The following is a 21672-nucleotide window of genomic DNA, read 5'->3' on the forward strand; positions in this document are numbered from 1 at the left end:
GCTAGGAATGCCCATGGCCGACACGCACCCGAGCATGCGAAACAAGGGAACCGGACTGAGCTCGGGGGTCTACCGAGTCGAGGCGCAGATCGCGTCGGGCGACATGCTCGATGTGCGTCGCTTCCAGGTCAACGAGCGGATGTCCTCGCTCTTCGAGGTCCAGATCGTCGCCGTATCGGACAACCCGGATATCGACTTCGAAGCCGTCATCGGCCAGCCCATGACCTTCACCGCGCACGCGAATCAGACCCGCGTCTGGTCCGGACTGTGCAGTCACCTCCAGCAGGTGGCCGTCGAGGAGCGCTACCTCTCCACCTACGAGCTGACCCTGGTCCCGCCGCTCTGGCTCGCCACCCAGCGCCGCAACTACCGCATGTTCCAGCACAAGTCGGAGGTCGACATCGTGCTGCAGCTCCTCGGCGAGTGGGGCATCTCCCCCACGCGGCGGCTTGCCGGCGAGTACAAGAAGCGCAAGTACCGCGTCCAGTACGGCGAGAGCGACTACACCTTCATCAGCCGCATGCTGGAGGACGCCGGGGTGAGCTTCTACTTCGACAACGACGGAGAGAGCCGGCTCGTCCTCGACGACCGCCCCCAGGCGAACGTCGCCCGCGTGCCCATCACTTACCGCGATCACCCGACCGACGCCGACCGCGAGCACGTCACCAAGGTCGTCGTCGGCCGCCGCCTGCGACCCGGCAAGTACACGGTGCGCGACCACGACCACCGGAGGCCCGCGAACTACAAGCTCCTGGCCACCGCCTCCGGCGCCGGCCCCGTGGAAGATCAGCTGGAGCGCTTCCATTATGTGCCTGGCGCGTTCCTGTTCGAAAGTCAAAAGGGTGAGAGTTCGCCGACAGCCGACGATCAGGGCAAGTACCGCGCGGACGAGTCCGAGGGCGAGGCGCTCGCTCAGCGTCGGCTGGAGGCGAAGCGCGCCTCGGCACGGGAGATCGTGTTCAAGACCAACGTCATCGATCCCGCACCGGGCGCCGTCCTCTCGTTCCTCGAGCACCCGAAGAGCGAGCTCGGTCCCGACAAGAAGCTGCTCGTCCTCGAGTCCCAGCTCTCCGGCGAGGTACCGGCCGAGTGGGAGCACTCCTGCGTCGCCGTGAGCGCCGACGCGCCCTACCGACCGCCGCTGCGCACGCGCAAGCCCCGCGCGCAGGGCGTCGAGAGCGCCACGGTGGTCGGTCCGCCCGGCGAGGAGATCCACGTCGACGAGTTCGGCCGCGTGCGCGCCCACTTCCACTGGGACCGCGAGAGCAAGATGAACAACGACTCGTCGTGCTGGATCCACGTCAGCCAGCCCTGGGGCGGCGCCGGCTTCGGCGGGACCAACCTGCCGCGCATCGGACAGGAGGTCATCGTGGACTTCCTCGGCGGCGATCCCGACCGGCCCATCATCGTCGGCCGCGTGTACACCAACCTCCAGAAGTCGCCCTACTCGCTGCCCATGAACAAGACGCAGAGCGGCTGGAAGAGCAACTCGAGCCCGTCCACGTACGGCTACAACGAGATCATGTTCGAGGACAAGGCCGGTAGCGAGCTCGTCAGGATGCAAGCCGAGAAGGACCTCCACAAGCTGGTCAAGAACGATCAGGAGACGACGATCGGCCGCGACCGGACGACGGGGATCGGCCACAACGAGGACGTCACGGTCGGCAACAACGCCACGAAGAGCGTGCTGAATAGCCTGCGCGAAGCGGTGGGGATGATCCGCGCCCGCGCCGTGGGTGTCGACGAGGTAGTGCAGATTGGCCGGAATCAGACCATCGACGTCGGGGAGAAGATCGAAATCACGTGCGGCAAATCGAAGTTCGTGATGGACAAGGACGGCAACATCACGCTCAAGGGCGTTAGGATCCTGGTCGATGGGAGCGAGCATGTCCAGGTCTTCGGCGATCCGATCGATCTCAACTAGCCCTGAATGCGGTCGCAGAGAGCGGTTCGAGCCCGGAGCTTCATGCCGAGCCACATCCCGCGGCGTCCCGTCCGGTGTCGTCCTTCTTGGTGTCCATGCAGGGACCAAGATCGAGTTCGTCATCGATCCTACCTGAGCAGTGCCATGCTGGCCGTGAATCGAACCGCCTTTGCTGCGACGCACCTCATCGACGGCACCCGCGTCGCCGTCCACCGCCGCTAGCCATGTTGGCCGCCAACGCGACCCCCTTCGCCGCGCTAGGGTTCGAGCAGAAGCACCGTGACGGCGCAGCCATGGCCGTCGTCGCGGTAAGGGGCACGCTTCTACTCTCGCCCGAAGGCCGGCTGTCGATCGCCCCCGATCAATCCTTGATCCTCGCCGACGAGTACGAGGGTGATCCGCATGCGACACCGATGCTCCGGGTCGGCCTGCTCATCCCTTTCAAGCCCGCGGCCGACGTCACCCTCCTCGCTGATGGCCACGCCCCCGGGGGCGTGGCCGCGCACGTCTGGCAGGTGGGCGCGCGCGTCGGGGAATACACGCGCTTCCTGAGGGCGTATGCGCCGCGCGCGTTCGAGCCGGACGCCGGCGGGTTTCGGCTTTCCACGGGAGAGCCGGCGGCCCGCGCGTCCATCGACTACCGATCGGCCGCCGGCGGCGTCGTCATCGGCGATCCCGAGGGCAACGTCGACGCGCGCAACCCCATCGGCCGGGGCGTCCTCGATCGCCGCCACACGCCGGCCGATCGCGCCTACCCCGCGCCCACCATCGACAGCGAGGCCGAGCCTGTGGGCGACCCGGCGGCGCGGCCAGAACCGCAGGGCTTCGGGCCCGTGCCGCCCTGGTGGCAGTTTCGCAGCCGCTTCGCCGGCACCTACGACGACGCCTGGCTGGCGACTCGCCACCCTCAGCTCCCCGCCGATTTCGACTATCGCTTCTACCAGACCGCGCACCCCGGCCTGGTCTTGCCCGGCCATCTCCGCGGCGACGAGCGCGTCGAGTTCCAGGGCCTCACGCCGGGGGGCGGCGCGCTCGCGTTCACGCTGCCCGGCCACTCGCTCTGGGCCTGGTTCAAGTGGGAGCGGGGGCGCCGCGTCCCGGTGCGCCTCCACCTCGATGGCATGCACATCGATGTCCGCGGCGAGCCGCCTTGGTCTGTCCAGCTCACCTGGCGCGCCTGGGTGGCCATGTCGCAGGGCTTCGATCGTATCGATCTCGCTGCCGCGAGCCTCGAAGAGGCCGCGGCGCTGCCGTGGTGTGACGAGCGAGGGCTCGTGAGCCCGGGGAGCGACGCATGAGCATCCCGCGCGAGGGCAGCCGCGACATAGGCGAAGGCATCATCGTCTCGACCTGCCCGGATGTCTGCAAGACGCCGGTCGGCCCGGCGCTCGTCCCCATCCCTTATTCGATCTACGCAAGGCAGAACCAGGCGGCCGTGGACACCGCGACCACCGTGCTGCAGACCGGCGATCGGTCGCACAACATGGGATCGAAGGTGACGACGTGCCAGGGTGATGAGCCGGGCAGCGGGCTCGGGGTCAAATCGGGCACGGTGGGCAGCGTCTGCGAGCCCAAGACCTACTCGCCCACCGTGCGCATCGAGGGCAGAAACGCGATCCGCCACGACGACGCCTGGTGGATGAACGACCGCAACACCGAGGGGAAGCTCATCTTCGTGCGGGACACGCGGGTGATGAGCACCAGCGACCGCCCGGTCCAGGTCGCCTTTCTCGACACGACGGGGGCCTACACGGGCACGGGCACGGCCACGACGCCGGGGAGCGCGCCCGCCGCGGGGCCCATGGGGGCGGCCGCCAGGCTCAACGCGCTGCTCGGCCTCGGTGCGCTGGGAGCAGGCCTCGGGGAGATGGCCGGTCAGTATTACATCGGCAATGAAGGCATGTTCGCCCGGAGCATCGATCAGCACCTTTATGGCCAGATGAGCGCCGACCAGCGGAGTGCCGCGTATGGATCGAGCGGCTGGTACTGGAACCAGGTAGATAGCACCAACAATCAGCTCTCGCTCAAGGCGGGCACCCTCGTCGACTTCCGCCAGATGACGCCCGAGCAGCTCGAGCAGCTCGTGAGGCAGCCGTGGCCCTCGGCCGAGAAGATCCGGCAGAACGCCGAGCGCCTGCGGGCGCAGCGCGCGCGACAGGAGGAAAATGCGCGGCTCGCCGCCGCAGCGGGCAACGTGCGCGTGACGCGCGAGCGAGACCGGCCTTGCAACGTCGGCCCATACAGGACTATCCGCGGCACGTGCGAACCCGGCTACCAGGCGCACCACATCGTGCCCGACTACACCCTTCGTTATGGCACGAGGGCCGAGGGCGAGGCGGGGATGAAGCGCATCCCCAACTTCCCGTCATTCGGCGACGGGCCCGCCATCTGCCTCCAGGGCAACGCCGGCGACGACGGATCGGAGCACTGGGAGGCGCACGGCGTGGACGCAAGCATCGCCCAGCTGGGCGTGAACGGCACGCCGCCGGGGACGACCGCCATCGGCAGCATCATCGACGTCTCGGAGAATCAGGTCGTCAACCTCCGCCGGGAGTGCGAGGCGCAGATCCGCGCCGCGGTGCAGGCGGGCTTCGCCGGGGTTGACCGCGCGCAGCTCGGCCGCACCACCCTCATGCCGACCGTGGCCGGGAGCCCGCAGTACGAGGCGCTCAGCACCGGCATGCGCCCGGGCGGTCGCTACTGAGGTCGAGGGAGACATCACCATGACGACGCCGCTCACCTTTACCCGCGCCAAGGCCGCTGCCGCGGACTTCCTCTGTGTCGCCGGCGTGCCAGACGGCCAGGAGCCCTTCACGCCGTTCACCCGGCTCTGCCGTTACGATGCCGGCGATGCGGGGCCGGTGAAGTGGTTCTACGACGACCTCCAGGTCGCGGTCACCTCGATCGCCCGCTTCACCCCCGCGCCCGGCGCGCCGACCTCGTTCTGCGTGCTCTCCGCCGAGGGAGACGTCGTGCTCGCGCGGCCACCGTTCCCGCGCGAGAAGATCCCCGGCGCCGGCATCACCTCGCCCGACGCCGAGCGCTGGGGGCGCCTCGCGCGCCTCCGCCCTGTCGGCGACCACCTCTACGCCTGCGGCGACGGGGGGCAGGTCTATCGCCGTGTCGGCGGAGACTTCGGCGCCGGCCGCTGGGAGCACCTCGATCGCTCGCTCTTGCAAGATCCCGAGGAGCGGGCCCGGGCGCTCCTGCGCGCGCCGAGCTCGGCGGCCGCGGAGCACAAGGTCTTTTACTGCGTCGACGGTCCACGCGAGGACGAGATCTACGTCACCGGGACGCGCGGCACGATCCTCGTCTGGGACGGCGCCACGTTCACCGCTCTCCCGCCCGTCACGGCCGCGGCGCTGGTGAGCATCTTCGTCGAGGACGAGAAGCGCATCTGGATCTGCGGGCGCGAAGGCACGCTCCTCCGCGGCAACCGGCGCGAAGGCTTCCGCGCGGTCGCGGTCTCGGGCCGGCGCCAGATGTTCACGTCGATCACCAGGCACGACGGCCGGATCTACCTGGCAAGCGGCGCCAATCCGCGCGGCCTCTTCACCTACGAGCGCGGCAGCCTCCGGCGCGTCTCGACCGGGCTCGTGCCCGAGATCGAGGACGCGCACACGGTCGACAGCGTCGGCGGCGCGCTCTGGGTCGTCGGCTCGAAGGACATCGTGCGCCTCGAGGGCAGCCGCTGGGAGCGGATCGACCACGTCGACAACGCTCCCATCCGTTGACACTTGACGGTCATCGTCATCGGATGATGTGCGCGTGGTTAGCGCGGGATGCCCCGCGAGCGCTGACGTCTCGGCGCCGGAAAGGTCCTCGCGGAACATCTCGACGAGGGCGTTGTGCTCGAGCGTCGGCATGACGCTCGACCTCGAGCACACCCCATGCCGGCGCGAAACGACTGGAGAACCCGAGGAGAGCTCAACCTCAGGGGGTGGCGGCGCCATGGCGGAAAGTAGTAGTCGCCCCCATCAGAGCTCACGGCACCTCCGCGCCAAGGCCGCCAGCTCAAAGCGGCGCCGCGGCGGGGTTCTCCGCTGCGGCGCCGCGCCCTCGACCTCGCTGCACCCCTGCCCCATCCTCTCGCCATGCTGCCCCCAGCCAGCGCACGGCCGGGCGACCTCCTCGCCCAGCGCTTCGTGATCGAGCGCCAGGCTGGCCGGGGCGGCATGGGCTTCGTCTACCGCGCCCTCGATCGCGCCCGCGGCGAGCCGGTCGCGCTCAAGCTCCTGGCGGGCGAGGGCGACCGCCAGGAAGAGCGCTTTGCCGCGGAGTGCGGCATCCTCGCCGGCCTGAGCCACGCTGGCATCGTGCGCTTCGTCGCCCAGGGGGTGACCGACGCGGGGCAGCGCTGGCTGGCCATGGAGTGGCTCGATGGCGAGGACCTCGCCGCGCGGCTCGCGCGCGCGGACCTCGGCGTGGACGACAGCGTGGCCCTCGCCCTCGCCGCGGCCGAGGCGCTCGCCGCGGCGCACGCGCGCGGCGTGATCCACCGCGACATCAAGCCCTCGAACATCTTCCTTGTCGGCGGCGACCCGCGCCGCATCAAGCTCATCGACTTCGGCATCGCGCGCCTCAGCGGCGCGACGAGCCTGCACACCCGGACCGGCGTGGTGATGGGCACCCCGGGCTACCTGGCCCCGGAGCAGGCCCGCGGCGAGCGCGCCGACGCGCGCGCCGACGTCTTCGCGCTGGGGGCCGTGCTCTTCGAGTGCCTCACCGGCCAGCCGGCCTTCGCGGGGGCGAACGTCCTCGCGGTGCTGGCGCGGCTGCTGCTCGAGCCCGCGCCGCGGGTGCGCGAGCTCCGGCCCGACGTGCCGCCGGCGCTCGATGCGCTGGTCGCGCGCATGCTCGCCAAGGATTCGGCGGCCCGGCCAGCGAGCGCCGCCGAGGTCGCCGCGGCCCTGCGCGCGCTCGGGGCGCAGGGCGGCGAGCCGGCGCCGGTGCCCGGCGCGGCGCTCACCGCGGGGGAGCAGCGCGTGCTCTCGCTGGTCATGGCGGCGCCAGCTGGCGCCGCCGGCGCGGACGGCGACGAGACGCTGCCCTCCAAAGTGCCGGCGGGCGCCGCCGGCGCGGCCGGCGAGACGCTGCCCTCCGAGGTGCCGGCGGCGCGGCAGCGGCGCCTCGAGGCCGCGATCTCCCGCCTCGGCGGCCGGGTGGACCAGCTCGCCGGCGGCGGGGTGCTGGTGAGCCTCCAGAGCAAGGGGAGCGCGACCGATCAGGCCGCGCGCGCGGCCCGGTGCGCGATGGTGCTGGGGCCGCTGCTCGATGACAGCGGGGGCGCGGCGCGGATCGCGGTCGTCACCGGGCGCGCGGAGCTCACCGGGCAGACGCCGGTCGGGGATCTCATCGATCGCGCCGCCACCATGGTGGCCAGCGCGCCGCCCGCGGCAGGCGTCGCGATGCTCGACGAGGTGACCCGGGCGCTGCTCGACCCCCGCTTCGAGGTGCGGCGCGGCCCGGCCGGCTTCGAGCTCCACGGCGAGCGGGAGGCGGGCGGGGGCGCGCGCACGCTGCTCGGGCGAAAGAGCCCGTGCGTCGGCCGCGACCGCGAGATCCGCGCGCTCGTGGACCTCTTCGAGGAGTGCGCCGGCGAGGGGCTCGCCCGGGCGGCGCTGGTGACCGGGCCGCCGGGCATCGGCAAGTCGCGCCTCTGCGACGAGGCGCTCCAGCGCATGCGCGCGCTCCGACCCGACGTGGAGATCTGGACGGGCCGCGCCGACGTGGTGGGCGAGGGCGCGCCCTTCGGGGTGCTGGGCGAGGCCATCCGCTGCGCGACCGGCGCGCTGGCCGGCGCGCCGCTCGGCGAGCGGCAGGCGCGGATCCGCGCACGCGTCGCGCGGCGCGTGCCCGAGGCCGAGCAGCGCCGCGTCGCCGAGATGCTCGGCGAGATCGCGGGCGCGCCATTCCCCGACGAGGAGAGCCCCGCCCTCCGCGCGGCGCGCCAGCACCCGGCGGCGATGGCGGAGCATATCGGCCGCGCCTTCGAGGACTTCGTGGCCGCCGAGGTCGAGGCCCGGCCGATCCTGCTGGCGCTCGACGACCTGCACTGGGGCGACCTGCCCTCGGTGCGGCTCGTGGGTGAGGCGCTGCGCCGGCTCGAGGATCGGCCGCTCTTCGTGCTGGCGCTCGGGCGCCCCGAGGTGCATGAGCGCTTCCCCGGGCTGTGGGCCGAGCGCAGCGTCCAGGAGATCCGGCTCGCCCCGCTGCCGCGCCGCGCGGCCGAGCGGCTCGCCCTGCACGCGCTCGGCGACGCCGTGGGCGCGACCAGGATCGCCGAGCTGGTCGAGCGCGCGGCCGGCAACCCGTTCTATCTGGAGGAGCTCATCCGCGCGGTCAGCGAGGGGCGCGGCGAGGCGCTGCCCGAGACCGTGCTGGCCATGGTGCACGCGCGGATCGGCGCGCTCGATCCGGCGGAGCGGCGGGTGCTGCGCGCGGCCAGCGTCTTCGGCGAGGTGTTCTGGGCCGGCGGGGCGCGATGCCTGCTCGGCGGCGATCTCGCTCCTCAGGCCCAGGGCGGTCCCCCGCCCGGGGGCGATGACGTGACCCTGCCCCTGCCCGCGACCGGCGCGGCGACCTGGGTTGGCGAGGCGCCGCACCTGCCCTGCGGCGAGCCCGCCTCGCCGGTGAGCGGAGCGCTCGCGTCGCTCGTCGCGCGGGAGGTGGTCGAGCGCCGCGCCGAGAGCCGCTTTCCGGGCGAGGAGGAGCTCGCGTTCCGCCACGCGCTGCTGCGCGAGGGCGCGTACGCGACCCTGACCGACGCCGATCGCGCGCTCGGGCACAAGCTGGCCGCGGCGTGGCTCACGGCGGCGGGCGAGAGCGATCCCGGGGTGCTCGCCGAGCACCTGGAGCGCGGCGGCGAGCGCGCCCAGGCGGCGGCTCGCTACCTGGAGGCGGCGGAGCTGCTCCTGCGCGGGGGCGACACAGCGGGGGCGATCGAGCGCGCGGAGCGCGGCGTGCAGTGCGGCGCCGAGGGCGAGCTCCACGGGGCGCTGAGGCTCGTGCAGTGCGAGGCGCTCCGCTGGTTAGGGGAGAAGGATCGGGCTGGCGCTCTGGCAAAGCAGGTGCAGCGCCTCACCCGACCGGGGAGCCGGAACTGGTGCCTGGTGACGGCCGAGTTGCTATGGCAGGCGTTGGAGGAGCGCTCGGCGGAGCGCATCGAGCTGGTCGCTGGAGATCTCCTCGCGATCGACCCTGACCCCGAGGCGGCCGCAGCCTTCGCGCAAGCGCTGTGGTTCGCCTGGTCGTGGCTGATGCTCATGGAGCAACGTGAGCTGGCCGAGGCCTACGGCGCGCGGCTCGATCGCCTCGACGAATCGCTCGGCTGCCGAGATCTGCTTGTGTCCGGCCAGCGGCGCATGAGACAGGCGGATGAGGCGCGCCTCCTTCACGGCGACGCCTGGGCGGCGCTCCAGCTCCTCCGCCAGGCCGAGGCCGCGTTCGACGCGGCAGGGATGCGGCTGCCGGCGGAGGCCGCGCGCGTGAGCATCGCCCGGGCCTATGTCGAGCTCGGGGTCCACGACCGCGCCGAGGAGATGCTGCGCGCCCTCCTGCCCGAGGGGAGCTCCCGGGCCGACCTGAGCGGACGCACGGCCCGGTGGTGGCGCGCGGCCCTGCTCTACGCGCGCGGCCTGCTCGACGAGGCGATCACGGATATCGCCGACCTCGCCAGCGCCGGCGCGGCACAGCAGGGTCGGTTCCTGCAGAAACAGACGCGCCTGCTGCACGCGGGCCTGCTCTACCGGCGCGGCGACCTCGCTGCGGCCGAGCGCGAGGCGCTCGCGGGGCTCGAAGGGCTCCCAATGCCCTCGATGGCCCATGACTGGGCGAGAACGGTGCTCGCGCAGGTGAGGCTCGCCCAAGGCCGCGCCGCGGAGGCCGCGGCGCTCGCTGAGGACGTCGTGGCGCGCCTGCAAGCGCTCGGGCTCAGGCTCCCGGAGGGGATCGGGCTCACGCTGGTGCACGCCGAGGCGCTCCACGCGGCGGGGTCGACCGACGCGGCGCGCGCGGCCCTGGCGGCGGCACGCGCGGACCTGCTCGCGCGCGCGGACCGGATCCCGGACGTGGAGATCCGGCGGTGCTTCCTCGAGAACGTCCCCGGGAATGCTCGGCTGCTGGCGCTCGCGGAGGCGTGGCTCGGCTGAGGCCTCAAGCGCCGTGCGACCTCCGCGCCTCCGCGACGGTCGCCGACACCGAGCACGAGACGAGCAAGCCTCTCCTCATCACCTGACGTCGATCCCTTTTTCTCTCAGGCGCCGGAGGATGTCCTGACCGTTCATCTCCCAGAGATCACCCGGGTCGATCTCTCGCGTTTGGCCGTCCCTCCCCTTCACAATCCACACCTCGATCTCGCGATTCTTTCTATCCCTGGCGGTGCCAATCGCGACGGACTCGACCTCGGCGAGACGAAATCCCTTCACGCTCGGCGCGAACCAGAACCCCGTGGTCTGCTCCAGCTTCTCGTCGTCGAGGACGACCCGATCCATCGCCAGCATCGGCGCGAAGAGGCCACCCGCTACCGCAGAAACCCCGAATGCGATCAAGGCAACCACCAGCGGCTGACGCCTCCACAGGAGGAGCACGCCGATCGACGCGGCAATCACCGCGACGGCGATCGCGATGCCGGGCACATAGCTTGGGAAGCTGTAGATCATGCTGTCTTACCTGACGGCGTTCTACCGCGAGACCCGAGCGAATGTAAGAACGCCGAGCGCGCCATCCCACGGAAGCCCCCGTGGAGGCTACGTCGGAGCGCGCAAGAGCTCTTTCGCGGACGCAGCGCCGAGGACCAGGCCGGCGCCTGCGCCGAGGAGACCCGAGATGCCGAGGCCCGCGCGTGAGCGAGCCCGCGGCGTCTCCTGCTCGCCGGTGCAAAGGAGATGCGTCTTTCAGGTGCACAGAGCGGCGTGGCGCGCCGCACCCGCCGGGGGAGCGCCGCGAGGGTGCGGCGCGCCGCGTCGCTCCTCACGCTGTTCGCCCGCGCTCGTGACCGTGGAGGATCGCTCCACCGCACGGGTCGTGATAGATCCGAGAGGCAAGGGGAACTCCAGGGGCCCGTCTGTCTGGCGTGCGTGGCGCTGGGCGCATGCTCTCTACCTCGCGCTGCTCCCCTCGGCTTTCCCGCTCCGGGAGTCACCGGTCACGATCCTTCAGCTTGCGGGTGGTTGGCATGAACAAGAACCGTTCTTCTCGATGGCTGTGCGGCACGACCTCGATCGCACTCGGGATCGCGGCCCTCTCCGGCTGCTCTGGCAAGGTGGACAAGGCTGACGATGGCCCGAGCGGCTCGTCGAGCGCTGGCGGCACGACGGGAGCGGGGGGCCATGGCGCCAGCGCCGGCGCAACGGGCGCCGGCGGAGCCGGCACGGGCAGCACGGGCGCTCTGGGCTCTGGTACGGGCGGCTCCGGCGACGGCGGCAACGGAGGCGCCGGAGCCGCCGGTGGCGCTGGACCGAGCAGCTCCGGGGCCGGCGGTTCCAGCGACGGGTCGGGTGGATCGAGCGGCAGCACCGGCAAGTTCGTCGGCAACATCACGACGAAGGGCCAGGTGCGCGACGGCTTCATCCAGCACTGGAACCAGATCACGCCCGAGGTTGAGGGCAAGTGGCCCTCTGTCGAGAGGAGCCGCGGCGTTCGAGACTGGAGGGGGCTCGACGCAATCTACGAGTACGCGCAGGACAACGACATCCCCTTCATGCAGCACAGCTTCGTGTGGGGTGCCACGCAGGCGGCCTGGCTCACGAGCCTCCCCGCGGAGGAGCAGCGGCAGGCCGTGAGGGACTGGATGCAGGCGTTCTGCGAGCGGTACCCCGACACGAAGTACATCATCGTCGTCAACGAGCCGCCGCCCCACACCACGCCTACCTTCATGAACGCCATCGGAGGCGGCGGCGAGAGCGGCTATGACTGGATCGTCAACTCCTTCAAGTGGGCTCGCGAGTTCTGCCCGGACGCGACCTTGATCCTCAACGACTACAACAACATCGAGTACGAGAGCGATCACAACCACTTCATCGAGATCGTGAAGGCGGCGCTGGAGGCGGGCGCCCCGATCGACGGCCTCGGCGCGGAGGCCCACGACGCGTACAAGATCAACACCAGCACCGTGAAGGGCTACATCGACAGGCTCGCCGCCACGGGCCTGCCCGTGTACATCACCGAGTACGACATCAACCTCGCGGACGACGACGAGCAGCGCAGGGTGATGGAGGAGCAGTTCACGATGTTCTACAACCACAGCGCCGTGAAGGGCATCACCCTCTGGGGCTACGTCGTCGGCTCCACCTGGAGGGACAGCACGGGCCTCCTGCACCCGGACGGCACGATGCGGCCGGCAATGACCTGGCTGATGGACTTCCTCGGTCGCGGCGAGTGATCTCCCTCGCACGACCGTGCCGCGGCGCTCCTTGGCGCGCACGAGCGTGACATACGTCTCGGGGTCAGAGACGGCATCGCCGGAGCGCCTCTATGGCGGGCTGTCGTGGGGCGAGGACACGCTCGGTATCTAGTTCTGACCCGCGGAATCAGCGCGCCTCGTGCTCTCGCCAGAAGGCGAACGCCTCGTCCAGGTACACCTCCTTCGCGCCGTGGCCGAACGGGTGCTCGGCGACACGCACGGGCCAGCCCGCGCCGCGCAGGACGCCCGCGAGGGCGCGGGCCGAGGCGCCCACCGTGTCGTGGGCGCCGAAGCCGATGTAGAACGGCCTCGGCGCGAGCATCGCGAGCTCGGGCGTCGCGCGGCCTCCCCCGCCGGACATTGCGCCGAACCCGTCGGCGTCGATCCCGCCGCGCAGCGCGAGCGCCGCGGCGAAGTACGCGCCCGACGACGAGCCGGCGACGTACACCCGCAAGAACGAGGCGCCGGCGCTCTCCTCGAGCCTCCTCCGCTTCTCCGCGAACAACGCGACGAACGAAGCTGCGTGCTCGTCGTACGCCCGCCCGCCCGTCGGCCAGCCCCACCAGCTCGCGTAGCCCTTCGGCGCGAGGCCGACCTTGCCGCGCGGCATCAGCGCGGCGACGCCCGCGCGCCGTGCGGCGCGGGACACGACCGTCTCGAAGTTGGTCTTCTGCTGGCTCTCCTTCCCCGGCGGGACAATGCCGTGGAGATAGAGCAGCAGCGTCCGGGTCGGCGCGTCGGGCAGGACGTAGCAGGTCTCCTCGTCGAGCGCGTCGACGCCGTCGATGCACCAGTCCGTCTCGACGCGAGGCGGGCGCGCTCGGGGCCACGGCGCCGGCTCAGGCGGCGCGGTCGCGGCGGCAGCGACGGTCGGGGTCGGCGCTGCCGGCACAGGGTCGGGCTCCACTGGACCGAGCGCGGCCCCGTCGCCCGCCGGCGCGCGCGCGCTCCTCGGAGCGTCTGCCGTGTTGCTGCACGCGCAGAGCGCGACCGCGAGCGCGCCGAGCAACGCCGCGATCCACCGCGCCGCACCTCGCGACCACGAGCCGCTGGCGCTGCGACCAGCGCTCGCCAGCGCGCCGCTCGCCGACCGCCGCCCCATCACCCCGCGCGCGCGTCGCTCACCGCGATCAGCGCCCCGAGCGCCGCCGCGCACACGGTCTCCGTGCGCAGCGTCAGCGCGCCGAGGCGCACCCGCTCGAACCCGAGCGCCGCGCACATGCCGAGCTCCTCCGGCGTGAACCCGCCCTCCGGCCCGACCGCGAACGCCGCCTCCATGCCCGGCGACAGCGCGGCCAGCCGCGCGCCGAGCGGCGTCTCCGCGTAGGGATCCAGGCACATCCCCAGCGCGCCGCCCTCGGTCGACGGCGCCGCCTGCGCCTCGGCGAGCGCCGCCGCGAGGCTCATCGGCGCCTCCACCCGGGGCGCGTCCCCGCGGCCGCACTGCCGCGCCGCCTCGACCGCGATCCGGCGCCAGCGCTGGCTCTTTTCCTCCGCGGGCCGCGCCACGCTCCGCGCCGAGATCGCCGGGATGATCCGCGTCGCCCCGAGCTCGGTCGCGTCGCGCACCACCGCGTCCATCTTGTCGCCCTTGCCCACGGCCTGGATCCACGTCACGCGCCGGCCTGGCCGCAGCGCGGCCGGGCGGGGCGCGTCGATGCGCGCCTCCGCCCCGCGGCGGCCGATCGACTCGAGCGTGGCCTCCGCCTCGACCCCGAGCTCCGGATCGAACACGACGAACCGATCCCCCTCGCGGAGGCGGTGCACCCGCACGACGTAGCTCGCCGCCTCGGGCGGCAGCGCGATCACGCCGGCCGCGATGGCGCCGAGCGGCACCCGCAAGAGCCCCGGGCCGCTCATCCGGGCGAGGACGCCGCGCCGCCCGGCGCGCGGAACAGGAGCGCCACCCAGCCCTCGCCGCCCGCGTCGCCCCGCCCCGCCCTGCGATCGCCGCCCGGCGACGCGGGATCCGGCCGGGTCGCGACGTGCTCGAGCGGGCGCGGCAGCGACGTGTACCGCGCGATCAGATCGTCGCGCTCGCTCTCGAGGATGCCCGACAGGATCAGCCAGCCGCCCGGCTCGAGCACGCGCGCGAGCTCCGGCGCCAGCGGCCGCAGCACCCGCGCCTCGATGTTCGCGACGACCCACGGGAACCGCCGCGTCACCCCCTCGACAACGCCGGCGCTCGCCTCGATGCGGCCCTCGAGGCCGTTGCGCGCCGCGTTCTCGAGCACCACCTCGATCACGTCCTCGTCGTTGTCGATCGCGACCGCCCGCTCCGCGCCGAGCAGCAGCGCGACGAGCGCGAGGATGCCGCTTCCCGTGCCCACGTCGAGGATCTCGCGGCCGCGGAGCTCCGCCGCGTGCTCGTCGAGCAGCTCCGCCACGAGCGCCGTCGTCGCGTGGAGCCCCGTGCCGAACGCCCTGCCCGGCTCGAGCAGGAGCACCCGCTCGCCCTCGCGCTCGGGCGCGCGCTCCTCCCACGGCGGCACGACCGTGATCGTGGGCGTCAGCGCGAACGGCGCGAAGTGCTCTTTCCACGCGTCGCGCCAGGCGTCGCCCACCACCTCCTCGAGCCGCGCGGCGAGCGGCGGCGACAGCTCCCCGAGCGCCGTGATGGCCTCCATCGCCTCGCCGTGCGCCTCGAAGCTGGCGACGAGCGTCACCTGGCCCGAGCGCGCGCCGCGGACGAGGGTCTGCTCGTCGCGCTGCTCGACGCCGCTGGCACCCAGCTCGAAGAGCAGGGCGCCGATCTCGTCGGCCTCCGGCTCGGGGACATCCACTGCAACGAACGGGTATCGAGGCTCCACCTGGCTTGCTCCGTGACGGGCCGCCGGCCTGGAGAGCGGCCGCGGCGCGGACGGGAGCCTAACGAAATTCCCGCAGAGAGGCGCGGCCGATCGCGCGGAACCGCTGGAAGACGCGGAGCATTTTTAACGTCCCACGTAACGGCGCCGCGCCGGGACCGAGACCAGAACCTCGTTGCGCGCCGGCGGCGGCGGGACACGCTCGCCGTCGTGGAGCACCATCGCGGTCAAGCGCCCCCCGTAGACCGCGCCGGTGTCGATCCCGGTCGCCCACGCGTGCATCTGCGGCTCGCTCCGCGCGTTGTGGCCGAACACCACGTGCGGCGGGCCCTGGTACGTCTGGCCCCACAGCGTCTTGCCCCCGCGGCGCTCGACCGGCTCGCCGTAGCGGCCGAGGCAGCGCACGTACATCAACGTGTGCGGATCCTGTCGCTCGATCGGCAGCCCGGGGATCAACCCTGCATGGACCACACGCAGCCCGTGCTCCGGCAGATCCAGCCAGTACGGCAGCGTCTCGAGCCACGCCCAGTCCCGCTTGCGCAGCTGCTGCGCTGTCTCCTTCGAGAGCTCCCCCAGCGGCTCGCCGCGAGGATCGCTCCGCCCGGCACGCCAGCGGAGCAGTCGATCCTCGTGGTTGCCCCGCACGGAGATCGCGCCGACCTCCCGGAGCAGATCGAGCGTTCCGCACGGATCAGGTCCGCGCACGATCAGATCGCCGACCATGACGACCCGATCGCCCGATACGAGGCCCACGTGCTCGATCAGCCGCGCCAGCTCATCCCGGCAGCCGTGAACGTCACCGATGATGATCGTGCGCGGCATCGCACACCCAACGTAGCAGGGACGCCCGTTCCATGGGGGGCGCCCAGGCCCGTCCCCGCGGACGCGGCAGGACCGCGCGGCCCGGCCGGCGAGCGCGCCGCGATCGCCACGCGCCGCCGCGCGCCGCCGCGCGCCGCGATCGGAATTTTACATGCAATTCAGGAGAGTTACGCGCCGGCCACCCGGACGGCGCCGCGCTGGGCCCTGGTCAGGCGCATTACGGGGAGTCGATCTTGGCGCGCTTCGGGATCACGACGATCCCGCCCTCGCTGACGAACCACTTCTTGCGGTCCTCCTCGAGGTTGAAGCCGATCTCGGCGCCGGCGGGGATCTCGACGTCCTTGTCGATGATGCAGCGGCGGAGCTTGACGTGGCGCCCGATCTTGACGTCCTCGAACAGCACGCACTCCTCGATGTGGCTGAAGGAGTTCACGCGGACCCGGTTCGAGAGCACGCTCCGGTGGATCCTGCCGCCGGAGATGATGCACCCGAGCGAGACCAGGCTGTCCGTTGCGATGCCGACGCGCGCGTTCGCCTCGTCGCGGAAGACGAACTTGGCGGGCGGGTCGTGGCTGATCCCGGTCCGGATCGGCCAGCGCGGGTTGTAGAAATTGAACGCCGGCTGGATGCTGACGAGATCCATCTGGGCCGCCCAGTACGCGTCGATCGTCCCGATGTCGCGCCAGTACCCCGCGCCCTCGTCCTCGCCGGGGACGAGGTTCTCGTGGAAATCGTAGACGTAGACGCGGCTGCCGCTCTGGACCATGCGCGGGATGATGTCGCGCCCGAAATCGTGCGCGCTGTCCTCGGTCGCCGCGTCGTGCTCGAGGACGTCGAGCAGCGCCTTCGTCTTGAAGATGTAGTTGCCCATCGAGGCGAGGCACATGCCCGGCCTGCCGGGCATGCTCGGCGGATCCTGCACCTTCTCGTGGAAGGCGAGGATGCGCCCCGACTCGTCGCACTCGATGACGCCGAAGGACCGAGCCTCCTCCTTCGTCACCGGGATGGCGGCGACGGTCACCTCCGCGTCGCGCGACAGGTGATCGTGCAGCATCTGGCGCACGTCCATCTTGTAGACGTGGTCGCCGCCGAAGATGCAGAGGTGCTCGGGCGACTCGTCCGTGATGACGTGCTGGGTCTGGTAGACGGCGTCCGCCGACCCCTTGAACCAGCTCTTGCCCGTGCGCTGCTGCGCAGGGACGGTCTCGATGAAGCTGTCGAGCATCGGCGAGAGGCGCCAAGCTCGGGCGATGTGCTCGTCTAGCGACGCGCTCTTGTACTGCGTCAGGATCTTGATGCGGTGCAGCCCGGAGTTGACGAAGTTCGAGAGGACGATGTCGATGATCCGGTACCGGCCGCCGAACGGCACGGCGGGCTTCGCCCGGTCGTGCGTCAACGGGCCGAGCCGGCGGCCCTCGCCGCCAGCAAGGATCATCACCAAAACCTTCGAGGCTTCGAAAGCGGTGCGCAGGGTCGTCTCGCGCATGGGACGGAGAGGGTACTCGATCGATGTTGCCATCGCGAAGAGCGGAAACACGTCCTTCGCGTATTCGAGGCAACCCCGGGACCGGGAGAACGCCGCGGAGGCCCGCGCAACCCGGCCTGGCGGCGCCGGGCGGAGCCCGGGCGGGTCGCGCGGCGCGCCTCGCCGAGCCCGCCTCTCGCGCCCTCCCGCCCCGCGATCGGGCGGCGCCGGCAGCGGCCCGTCGCGCTCTACCGTCCTCCGCCCGCCCTCCGCCGCGGCGCGCTGCCGCGCGACGAGGATCGATGAAGAGAGGGGGACGTCTCCGTTTCTCTTTACGATCGACTCGCGGCCGTGTTAGCCGTTTCCGCCGTCGCGCGCGCATGCGAGAGGCGCCTGACCCGCACGCGGCGCACCGCTGTCCGAGGGCTATTCCAGCGCTGGATCTTTCCTGCTGGAGGTGCCCGTCACGCTGACCTTGGAGATGCCATGAACGCCCGATTCGGTCGAACCCTCCTCGCCGCTATCCTCCTCGTCGCGGGCACTTCAGGGTGCGGAACGGACGAGCAGCCCTACACGGCAAAGCCCGCCTTCAGCGGCCGCAAAGCGACCCTGCCCGCGGTGCCGACGCTGCCCGCGAAGAACAAGAAGCAGGGTGACGCTTACACGGTCTGGGGCGTCACGCACGACCTCCGGAGCCGCGTCCACTTCGAGGAAGTGAACGGCAAGAAGCTCTCGATCGTCGGCTACATCGTCAAGACGAACCTCGCGGAGGCCCCCACCTGTGCCGTGCACAAGACGGGCAAGGGTGACCCGCCGGACTGCAAGGCGCCGGTCCCCAGCTTCGCGATCGCCGACGAGAAGGGCGAGACGAAGGACATGATCGACGTCATGGGCTGGGCGTCGAACTTCGCGCAGATCTACAGCATGATCGAGGCGATCGACAAAGCGCCGCGCGGCAAGGAGGGCGAGGCGAAGCTCACGGACGAGTTCTGGGGCCAGGAGCTGCCGAACCCGATCCCGGCCGTCGGCGCGAAGGTCAAGGTCACCGGCACCTACGGCGTGACGTTCACGAAGTCGACAGGCGGCGCGGCGGCCAACCCGAAGTACGGCATCCTGTCCGCGGAGCAGATCGAGTACCTCGAGCCGCCGCCCGAGAAGGCCACCCTCCCCGGCATGAAGCGCAAGCCCTGACGCGGCCGCTGGCGGCGGCGGCGCGCCGTCGCGCCGCGCCGCTTCACGTCAGGATGGACCGGATCCCGCTGCTCGGCTCGGTCGCCGCCGACTCGAAGACGGCATCGACGAGCAGCCGCCGCGCCGACGCGTCGTCCGCTTCCCGGCGATCGACGCGCACCAGCGACGCCGGCGCCTGACGGGTGATCGCGTCGAACACCTCCCGATCGAACCGGTACAGCTCCTCCCCCACGATCACGGCGTACAGCTGCGACGCCGCGCTCGTCGCCCGGAGCGAGCGCAGATCGCACTCGCGCACCGTCACCCCGAGCCGGGCCCCCACTTCCCGGCACACGGCGACGAGCTCGGCAGGACAACCGGCCACGATCACGAGCGGAGCGGGCGGAGCGCTCGGGACCACAGCCTTGCGCGGCTTCGTACCGTCCTCCATAGGCGCCTCAGCGTAGGCCACGAGTCGAGTACGCCGGCAAGGGAATTGTTTCGTCAGGCACCACCGGCGAGCCCGCCTTTTTGCGCGAGACAGCGGCGATCAACGCACCCCCGCTCCCTGCTGGATGTGCCACCCCCGGCCCTCTGCCACGCCGATGAAACGGATCCGCCCCGACCGCTCCATGTCGTCGACCAGCTCCTCCGCCTCGAGCTGCGAGATGTCGATCCGGTCGCAGAGCACGTCCCGGAACCGGGTCTTGCCCTGCACGTAATCCTCGTCGATCAGCGGCCCGAGCGAGCCCGCCAGGATCTCGGCGGCCAGCTCGAGCGCCACGACGGGCGTCACCACGGTCTCGGCGGTCGTGCGGACGCTCTCGTCCGTCGTCTGGACGGCCGCGTCGCCCATCGTGACGCTCGCGTCTCCGGTGATGAGGGTGTCGTACTCGACGGTGCTCCGATCGGTCGTCATGACTCCACCTCGTCCGGGCTCGGGCGGGTCCGGATGCCGCGCCCGCGCCAGGCTTCCTTCCTCGCTCATGGAGCGCGGGAGGCCCGAGCGGAAGCCGCGCGGAGGCCGAACGGAGGCCGAGCGGAGGCCGACGCCGCGAGGGCGCCTCCAGGGACGGCGATCCTGGCGGCGATTTCAGGCGGCAACCCGCCGAAGATCAGGGAAGCTACCGCTCCTGCCAGGCCCATCGCTCGACGGGGGAGGCCCTGGGCCACGAGATCATGATGTCGTCCCGCGAGCACTCCCCGTCACGCCCCAGCCGCACGGGGGCAGCGCGCACGCCGCTCCCCCGCGCGCAGGGGCTGATCCCGTTCCAGCTCGTCGGTCGGGTGCTGCTCCACGCGATCCTCGTCGGCGTGACGGCCGGCATCGCCGGCTCGCTGTTCTTCGCCGCCCTCGAGCTCGCCGAGCACGAGCTCTTCATCGCGGTCACCGGCTACGAGCCGCTCCGCGCCAAGGGCGAGGCGGTGCTCTCGAGCGCGCGCATCGGGGCGTTCCGGCCCTGGCTCGTCCTCGTCCTGCCGGCGTTCGGCGCCCTCGTCGGCGGGGTGCTCACGGCGAAGCTCGCGCCCGAGACCCGCGGCGGCGGCGGCGACGCGTTCATCCGGGCGTTCCACCACATGGGCGGCCACGTCCGCAGCCGCGTCCCGGTGGTGAAGGCGCTCGCCTCCATCTTCACGCTCGGCTGCGGCGGGTCCGGCGGGCGCGAGGGGCCGACGATGCAGATCGGCGGCGCGCTCGGCTCGATCATCGGGCGCGCCCTCCGGGTGGACACGCGCGAGCGGCGGATCCTGCTCATCGCCGGCGCGGCCGCGGGCATGGCGGCCGTGTTCCGGACGCCGCTCGGGGCCGCGCTCCTCGCCGTCGAGGTGCTGCACCGCGACGACTTCGAGGCCGACGCGCTCATCCCCTCCATCCTCGCGAGCGTCGTCTCGTACTCCGTCTTCATTTACTTCTTCGGCGAGTCGACCCTCTTCGCGCACGCGCCCCGCTACCCGTTCATCCCGAGCCACCTCCCCCTCTACGCCGCGCTCGCGCTCGTCGTCTCGCTCGTGGCCACGCTCTTCCTCCGGACGCTGCACGCCGTGGAGCACACGGTGCACCGGATCCCGCTGCCGCCCTGGGCAAAGCCCGCGCTCGGCGGCCTCGCGCTCGGCGCGCTCGTGACCCCCCTGCTCATGCTCCTCGGGCCGCGCTTCGCCAGGCCGGGGGAGGGGTTCGGGATGCTGGGCGCGGGGTATGGCGCGGCCCAGATCGCTATCACGGGGGCTTCGTGGCTGCCCGGCGGGTGGACCGCGGTGCAGCTCCTGCTCGTGCTGCTCGCCACGAAGATCGTCGCGACCTCGCTCACCGTCGGCTCGGGCGGCAGCGCGGGGGACTTCGGCCCCTCGCTCGTGCTCGGCGCGCTCACGGGCGGGGCCTTCGGGCGCGCGGCGGAGCTCCTGCTCGGCGACCCGCGCATCGACCCCGGCGCGTTCGCGCTCGTCGGGATGGGCACGTTCTACGGCGGGATCGCGCACGTGCCGATCGCCTCGCTCGTCATGGTCTGCGAGCTCGCCGGCAGCTACGACCTGCTCGTGCCGCTCATGCTCTGCGAGGGCATCGCCTTCGTGGCGCTCCGGCACAGCACCCTGTACCGCGCGCAGGTCGCGACCAAGCGCGAGTCCCCGGCGCACCGGGGTGAGCTCATCGTCGACGTGCTCCGCAGCATCCGCGTCGCCGACATCGTCATCCGCAGCCGCCCGTTCGTGTCGTTCGAGGCGCGGACCCCCGCCTCGATCGTCGTCGAGCGCATCGCGGCGTGCGAGTGGCAGGACACCTTCCCCGTGCTCTCCGAGGACGGCAAGGTCGTCGGCACCATCGACGCCGAGATCCTGCGCGCCACCGCGACGAGCCCCGAGCTCTCGGGGCTCGCGATCGCGCACGATATGATGGCGAGCCCCGCCTCGGTCAGCGAAGCGGAGGACCTGCACCACGCGCTCCAGGTGCTGCTGGAGCTGCGCGTGCGAGAGCTCCTGGTCACCGACGCCGAGGGCAAGATCGTCGGCATCCTGGACGAATCCGACGTCACGCGCGCCTACCACGACGCGACGGCGGAGCTGGAGAGCGCGGGACAGTAGGAAT

General features: G+C 71.9%; 16 protein-coding genes. 8 read left to right on the forward strand and 8 right to left on the reverse strand.

Annotated elements, in window-relative coordinates:
• Window positions 1–13: 13 nt before the first annotated feature.
• The 5 genes from WMF46_RS37765 to WMF46_RS37785 all read left to right on the forward strand — a co-directional run bounded on the left by WMF46_RS37765 (window position 14) and on the right by WMF46_RS37785 (window position 10074).
• On the forward strand, window positions 14–1924 hold the full coding sequence (locus WMF46_RS37765; protein WP_437981659.1) for a type VI secretion system Vgr family protein: 1911 nt from the start codon (window positions 14–16) through the stop codon (window positions 1922–1924).
• A gap of 224 nt (window positions 1925–2148) precedes the next feature.
• Window positions 2149–3222 carry a DUF2169 family type VI secretion system accessory protein gene (locus tag WMF46_RS37770; RefSeq protein ID WP_437981660.1) on the forward strand — a complete coding sequence of 358 codons (1074 nt, stop codon included), beginning with the start codon at window positions 2149–2151 and terminating at the stop codon, window positions 3220–3222.
• Window positions 3219–4628, forward strand: a complete 1410-nt coding sequence (locus tag WMF46_RS37775) for a DUF4150 domain-containing protein (protein ID WP_437981661.1) — start codon at window positions 3219–3221, stop codon at window positions 4626–4628. The genes WMF46_RS37770 and WMF46_RS37775 overlap by 4 nt, the downstream gene beginning before the upstream one ends.
• A gap of 19 nt (window positions 4629–4647) precedes the next feature.
• Window positions 4648–5658 (forward strand): hypothetical protein, encoded by a 1011-nt coding sequence (locus WMF46_RS37780; protein ID WP_437981662.1) that lies wholly within the window; start codon window positions 4648–4650, stop codon window positions 5656–5658.
• Between the two features lie 360 nt (window positions 5659–6018).
• Window positions 6019–10074 (forward strand): serine/threonine-protein kinase, encoded by a 4056-nt coding sequence (locus WMF46_RS37785; protein WP_437981663.1) that lies wholly within the window; start codon window positions 6019–6021, stop codon window positions 10072–10074.
• Window positions 10075–10152: 78 nt separating this feature from the next.
• On the opposite strand, the gene WMF46_RS37790 is transcribed toward WMF46_RS37785, so the two are convergent.
• Complete coding sequence (locus WMF46_RS37790; protein WP_437981664.1) at window positions 10153–10584, reverse strand: hypothetical protein; 432 nt, start codon at window positions 10582–10584, stop codon at window positions 10153–10155.
• Between the two features lie 515 nt (window positions 10585–11099).
• On the opposite strand from WMF46_RS37790, the gene WMF46_RS37795 reads away from it, so the two are divergent.
• Window positions 11100–12305: an endo-1,4-beta-xylanase gene (locus tag WMF46_RS37795; protein WP_437981665.1), complete on the forward strand. Its 1206-nt coding sequence runs from the start codon at window positions 11100–11102 to the stop codon at window positions 12303–12305.
• Between the two features lie 148 nt (window positions 12306–12453).
• On the opposite strand, the gene WMF46_RS37800 is transcribed toward WMF46_RS37795, so the two are convergent.
• The 5 genes from WMF46_RS37800 to glgC all read right to left on the reverse strand — a co-directional run bounded on the left by WMF46_RS37800 (window position 12454) and on the right by glgC (window position 17441).
• Complete coding sequence (locus WMF46_RS37800; protein ID WP_437981666.1) at window positions 12454–13335, reverse strand: alpha/beta hydrolase; 882 nt, start codon at window positions 13333–13335, stop codon at window positions 12454–12456.
• Between the two features lie 92 nt (window positions 13336–13427).
• A complete protein-coding gene (locus WMF46_RS37805) occupies window positions 13428–14186 on the reverse strand; it encodes an RsmE family RNA methyltransferase (protein ID WP_437711002.1) in 759 nt (252 codons plus the stop codon).
• A complete protein-coding gene (locus WMF46_RS37810; protein WP_437981667.1) occupies window positions 14183–15136 on the reverse strand; it encodes a 50S ribosomal protein L11 methyltransferase in 954 nt (317 codons plus the stop codon). The genes WMF46_RS37805 and WMF46_RS37810 overlap by 4 nt, the downstream gene beginning before the upstream one ends.
• Window positions 15137–15259: 123 nt before the next feature.
• Entirely contained in the window at window positions 15260–15955 is a 696-nt protein-coding gene (locus tag WMF46_RS37815) for a metallophosphoesterase (RefSeq protein ID WP_437981668.1), read from the reverse strand.
• 217 nt (window positions 15956–16172) lie between these two features.
• On the reverse strand, window positions 16173–17441 hold the full coding sequence (gene glgC, locus WMF46_RS37820; protein WP_437544951.1) for a glucose-1-phosphate adenylyltransferase: 1269 nt from the start codon (window positions 17439–17441) through the stop codon (window positions 16173–16175).
• A 465-nt stretch (window positions 17442–17906) separates the two neighbouring features.
• Here glgC and WMF46_RS37825 point away from each other — a divergent pair, with 465 nt between their 5' ends.
• On the forward strand, window positions 17907–18611 hold the full coding sequence (locus WMF46_RS37825) for a hypothetical protein (RefSeq protein WP_437981669.1): 705 nt from the start codon (window positions 17907–17909) through the stop codon (window positions 18609–18611).
• A 43-nt stretch (window positions 18612–18654) separates the two neighbouring features.
• On the opposite strand, the gene WMF46_RS37830 is transcribed toward WMF46_RS37825, so the two are convergent.
• Window positions 18655–19041 (reverse strand): hypothetical protein, encoded by a 387-nt coding sequence (locus WMF46_RS37830; protein ID WP_437981670.1) that lies wholly within the window; start codon window positions 19039–19041, stop codon window positions 18655–18657.
• 99 nt (window positions 19042–19140) lie between these two features.
• Entirely contained in the window at window positions 19141–19509 is a 369-nt protein-coding gene (locus tag WMF46_RS37835) for a hypothetical protein (RefSeq protein ID WP_437981671.1), read from the reverse strand.
• Between the two features lie 260 nt (window positions 19510–19769).
• Between WMF46_RS37835 and WMF46_RS37840 the strand changes: the two genes are divergently transcribed.
• Window positions 19770–21668: a chloride channel protein gene (locus WMF46_RS37840; RefSeq protein WP_437981672.1), complete on the forward strand. Its 1899-nt coding sequence runs from the start codon at window positions 19770–19772 to the stop codon at window positions 21666–21668.
• The last annotated feature ends 4 nt before the right edge of the window (window positions 21669–21672 follow it).

The sequence above is a fragment of the Sorangium sp. So ce117 genome (assembly GCF_051524395.1).
GTDB classification, from domain to species: Bacteria; Myxococcota_A; Polyangia; order Polyangiales; family Polyangiaceae; genus Sorangium; species Sorangium cellulosum_B.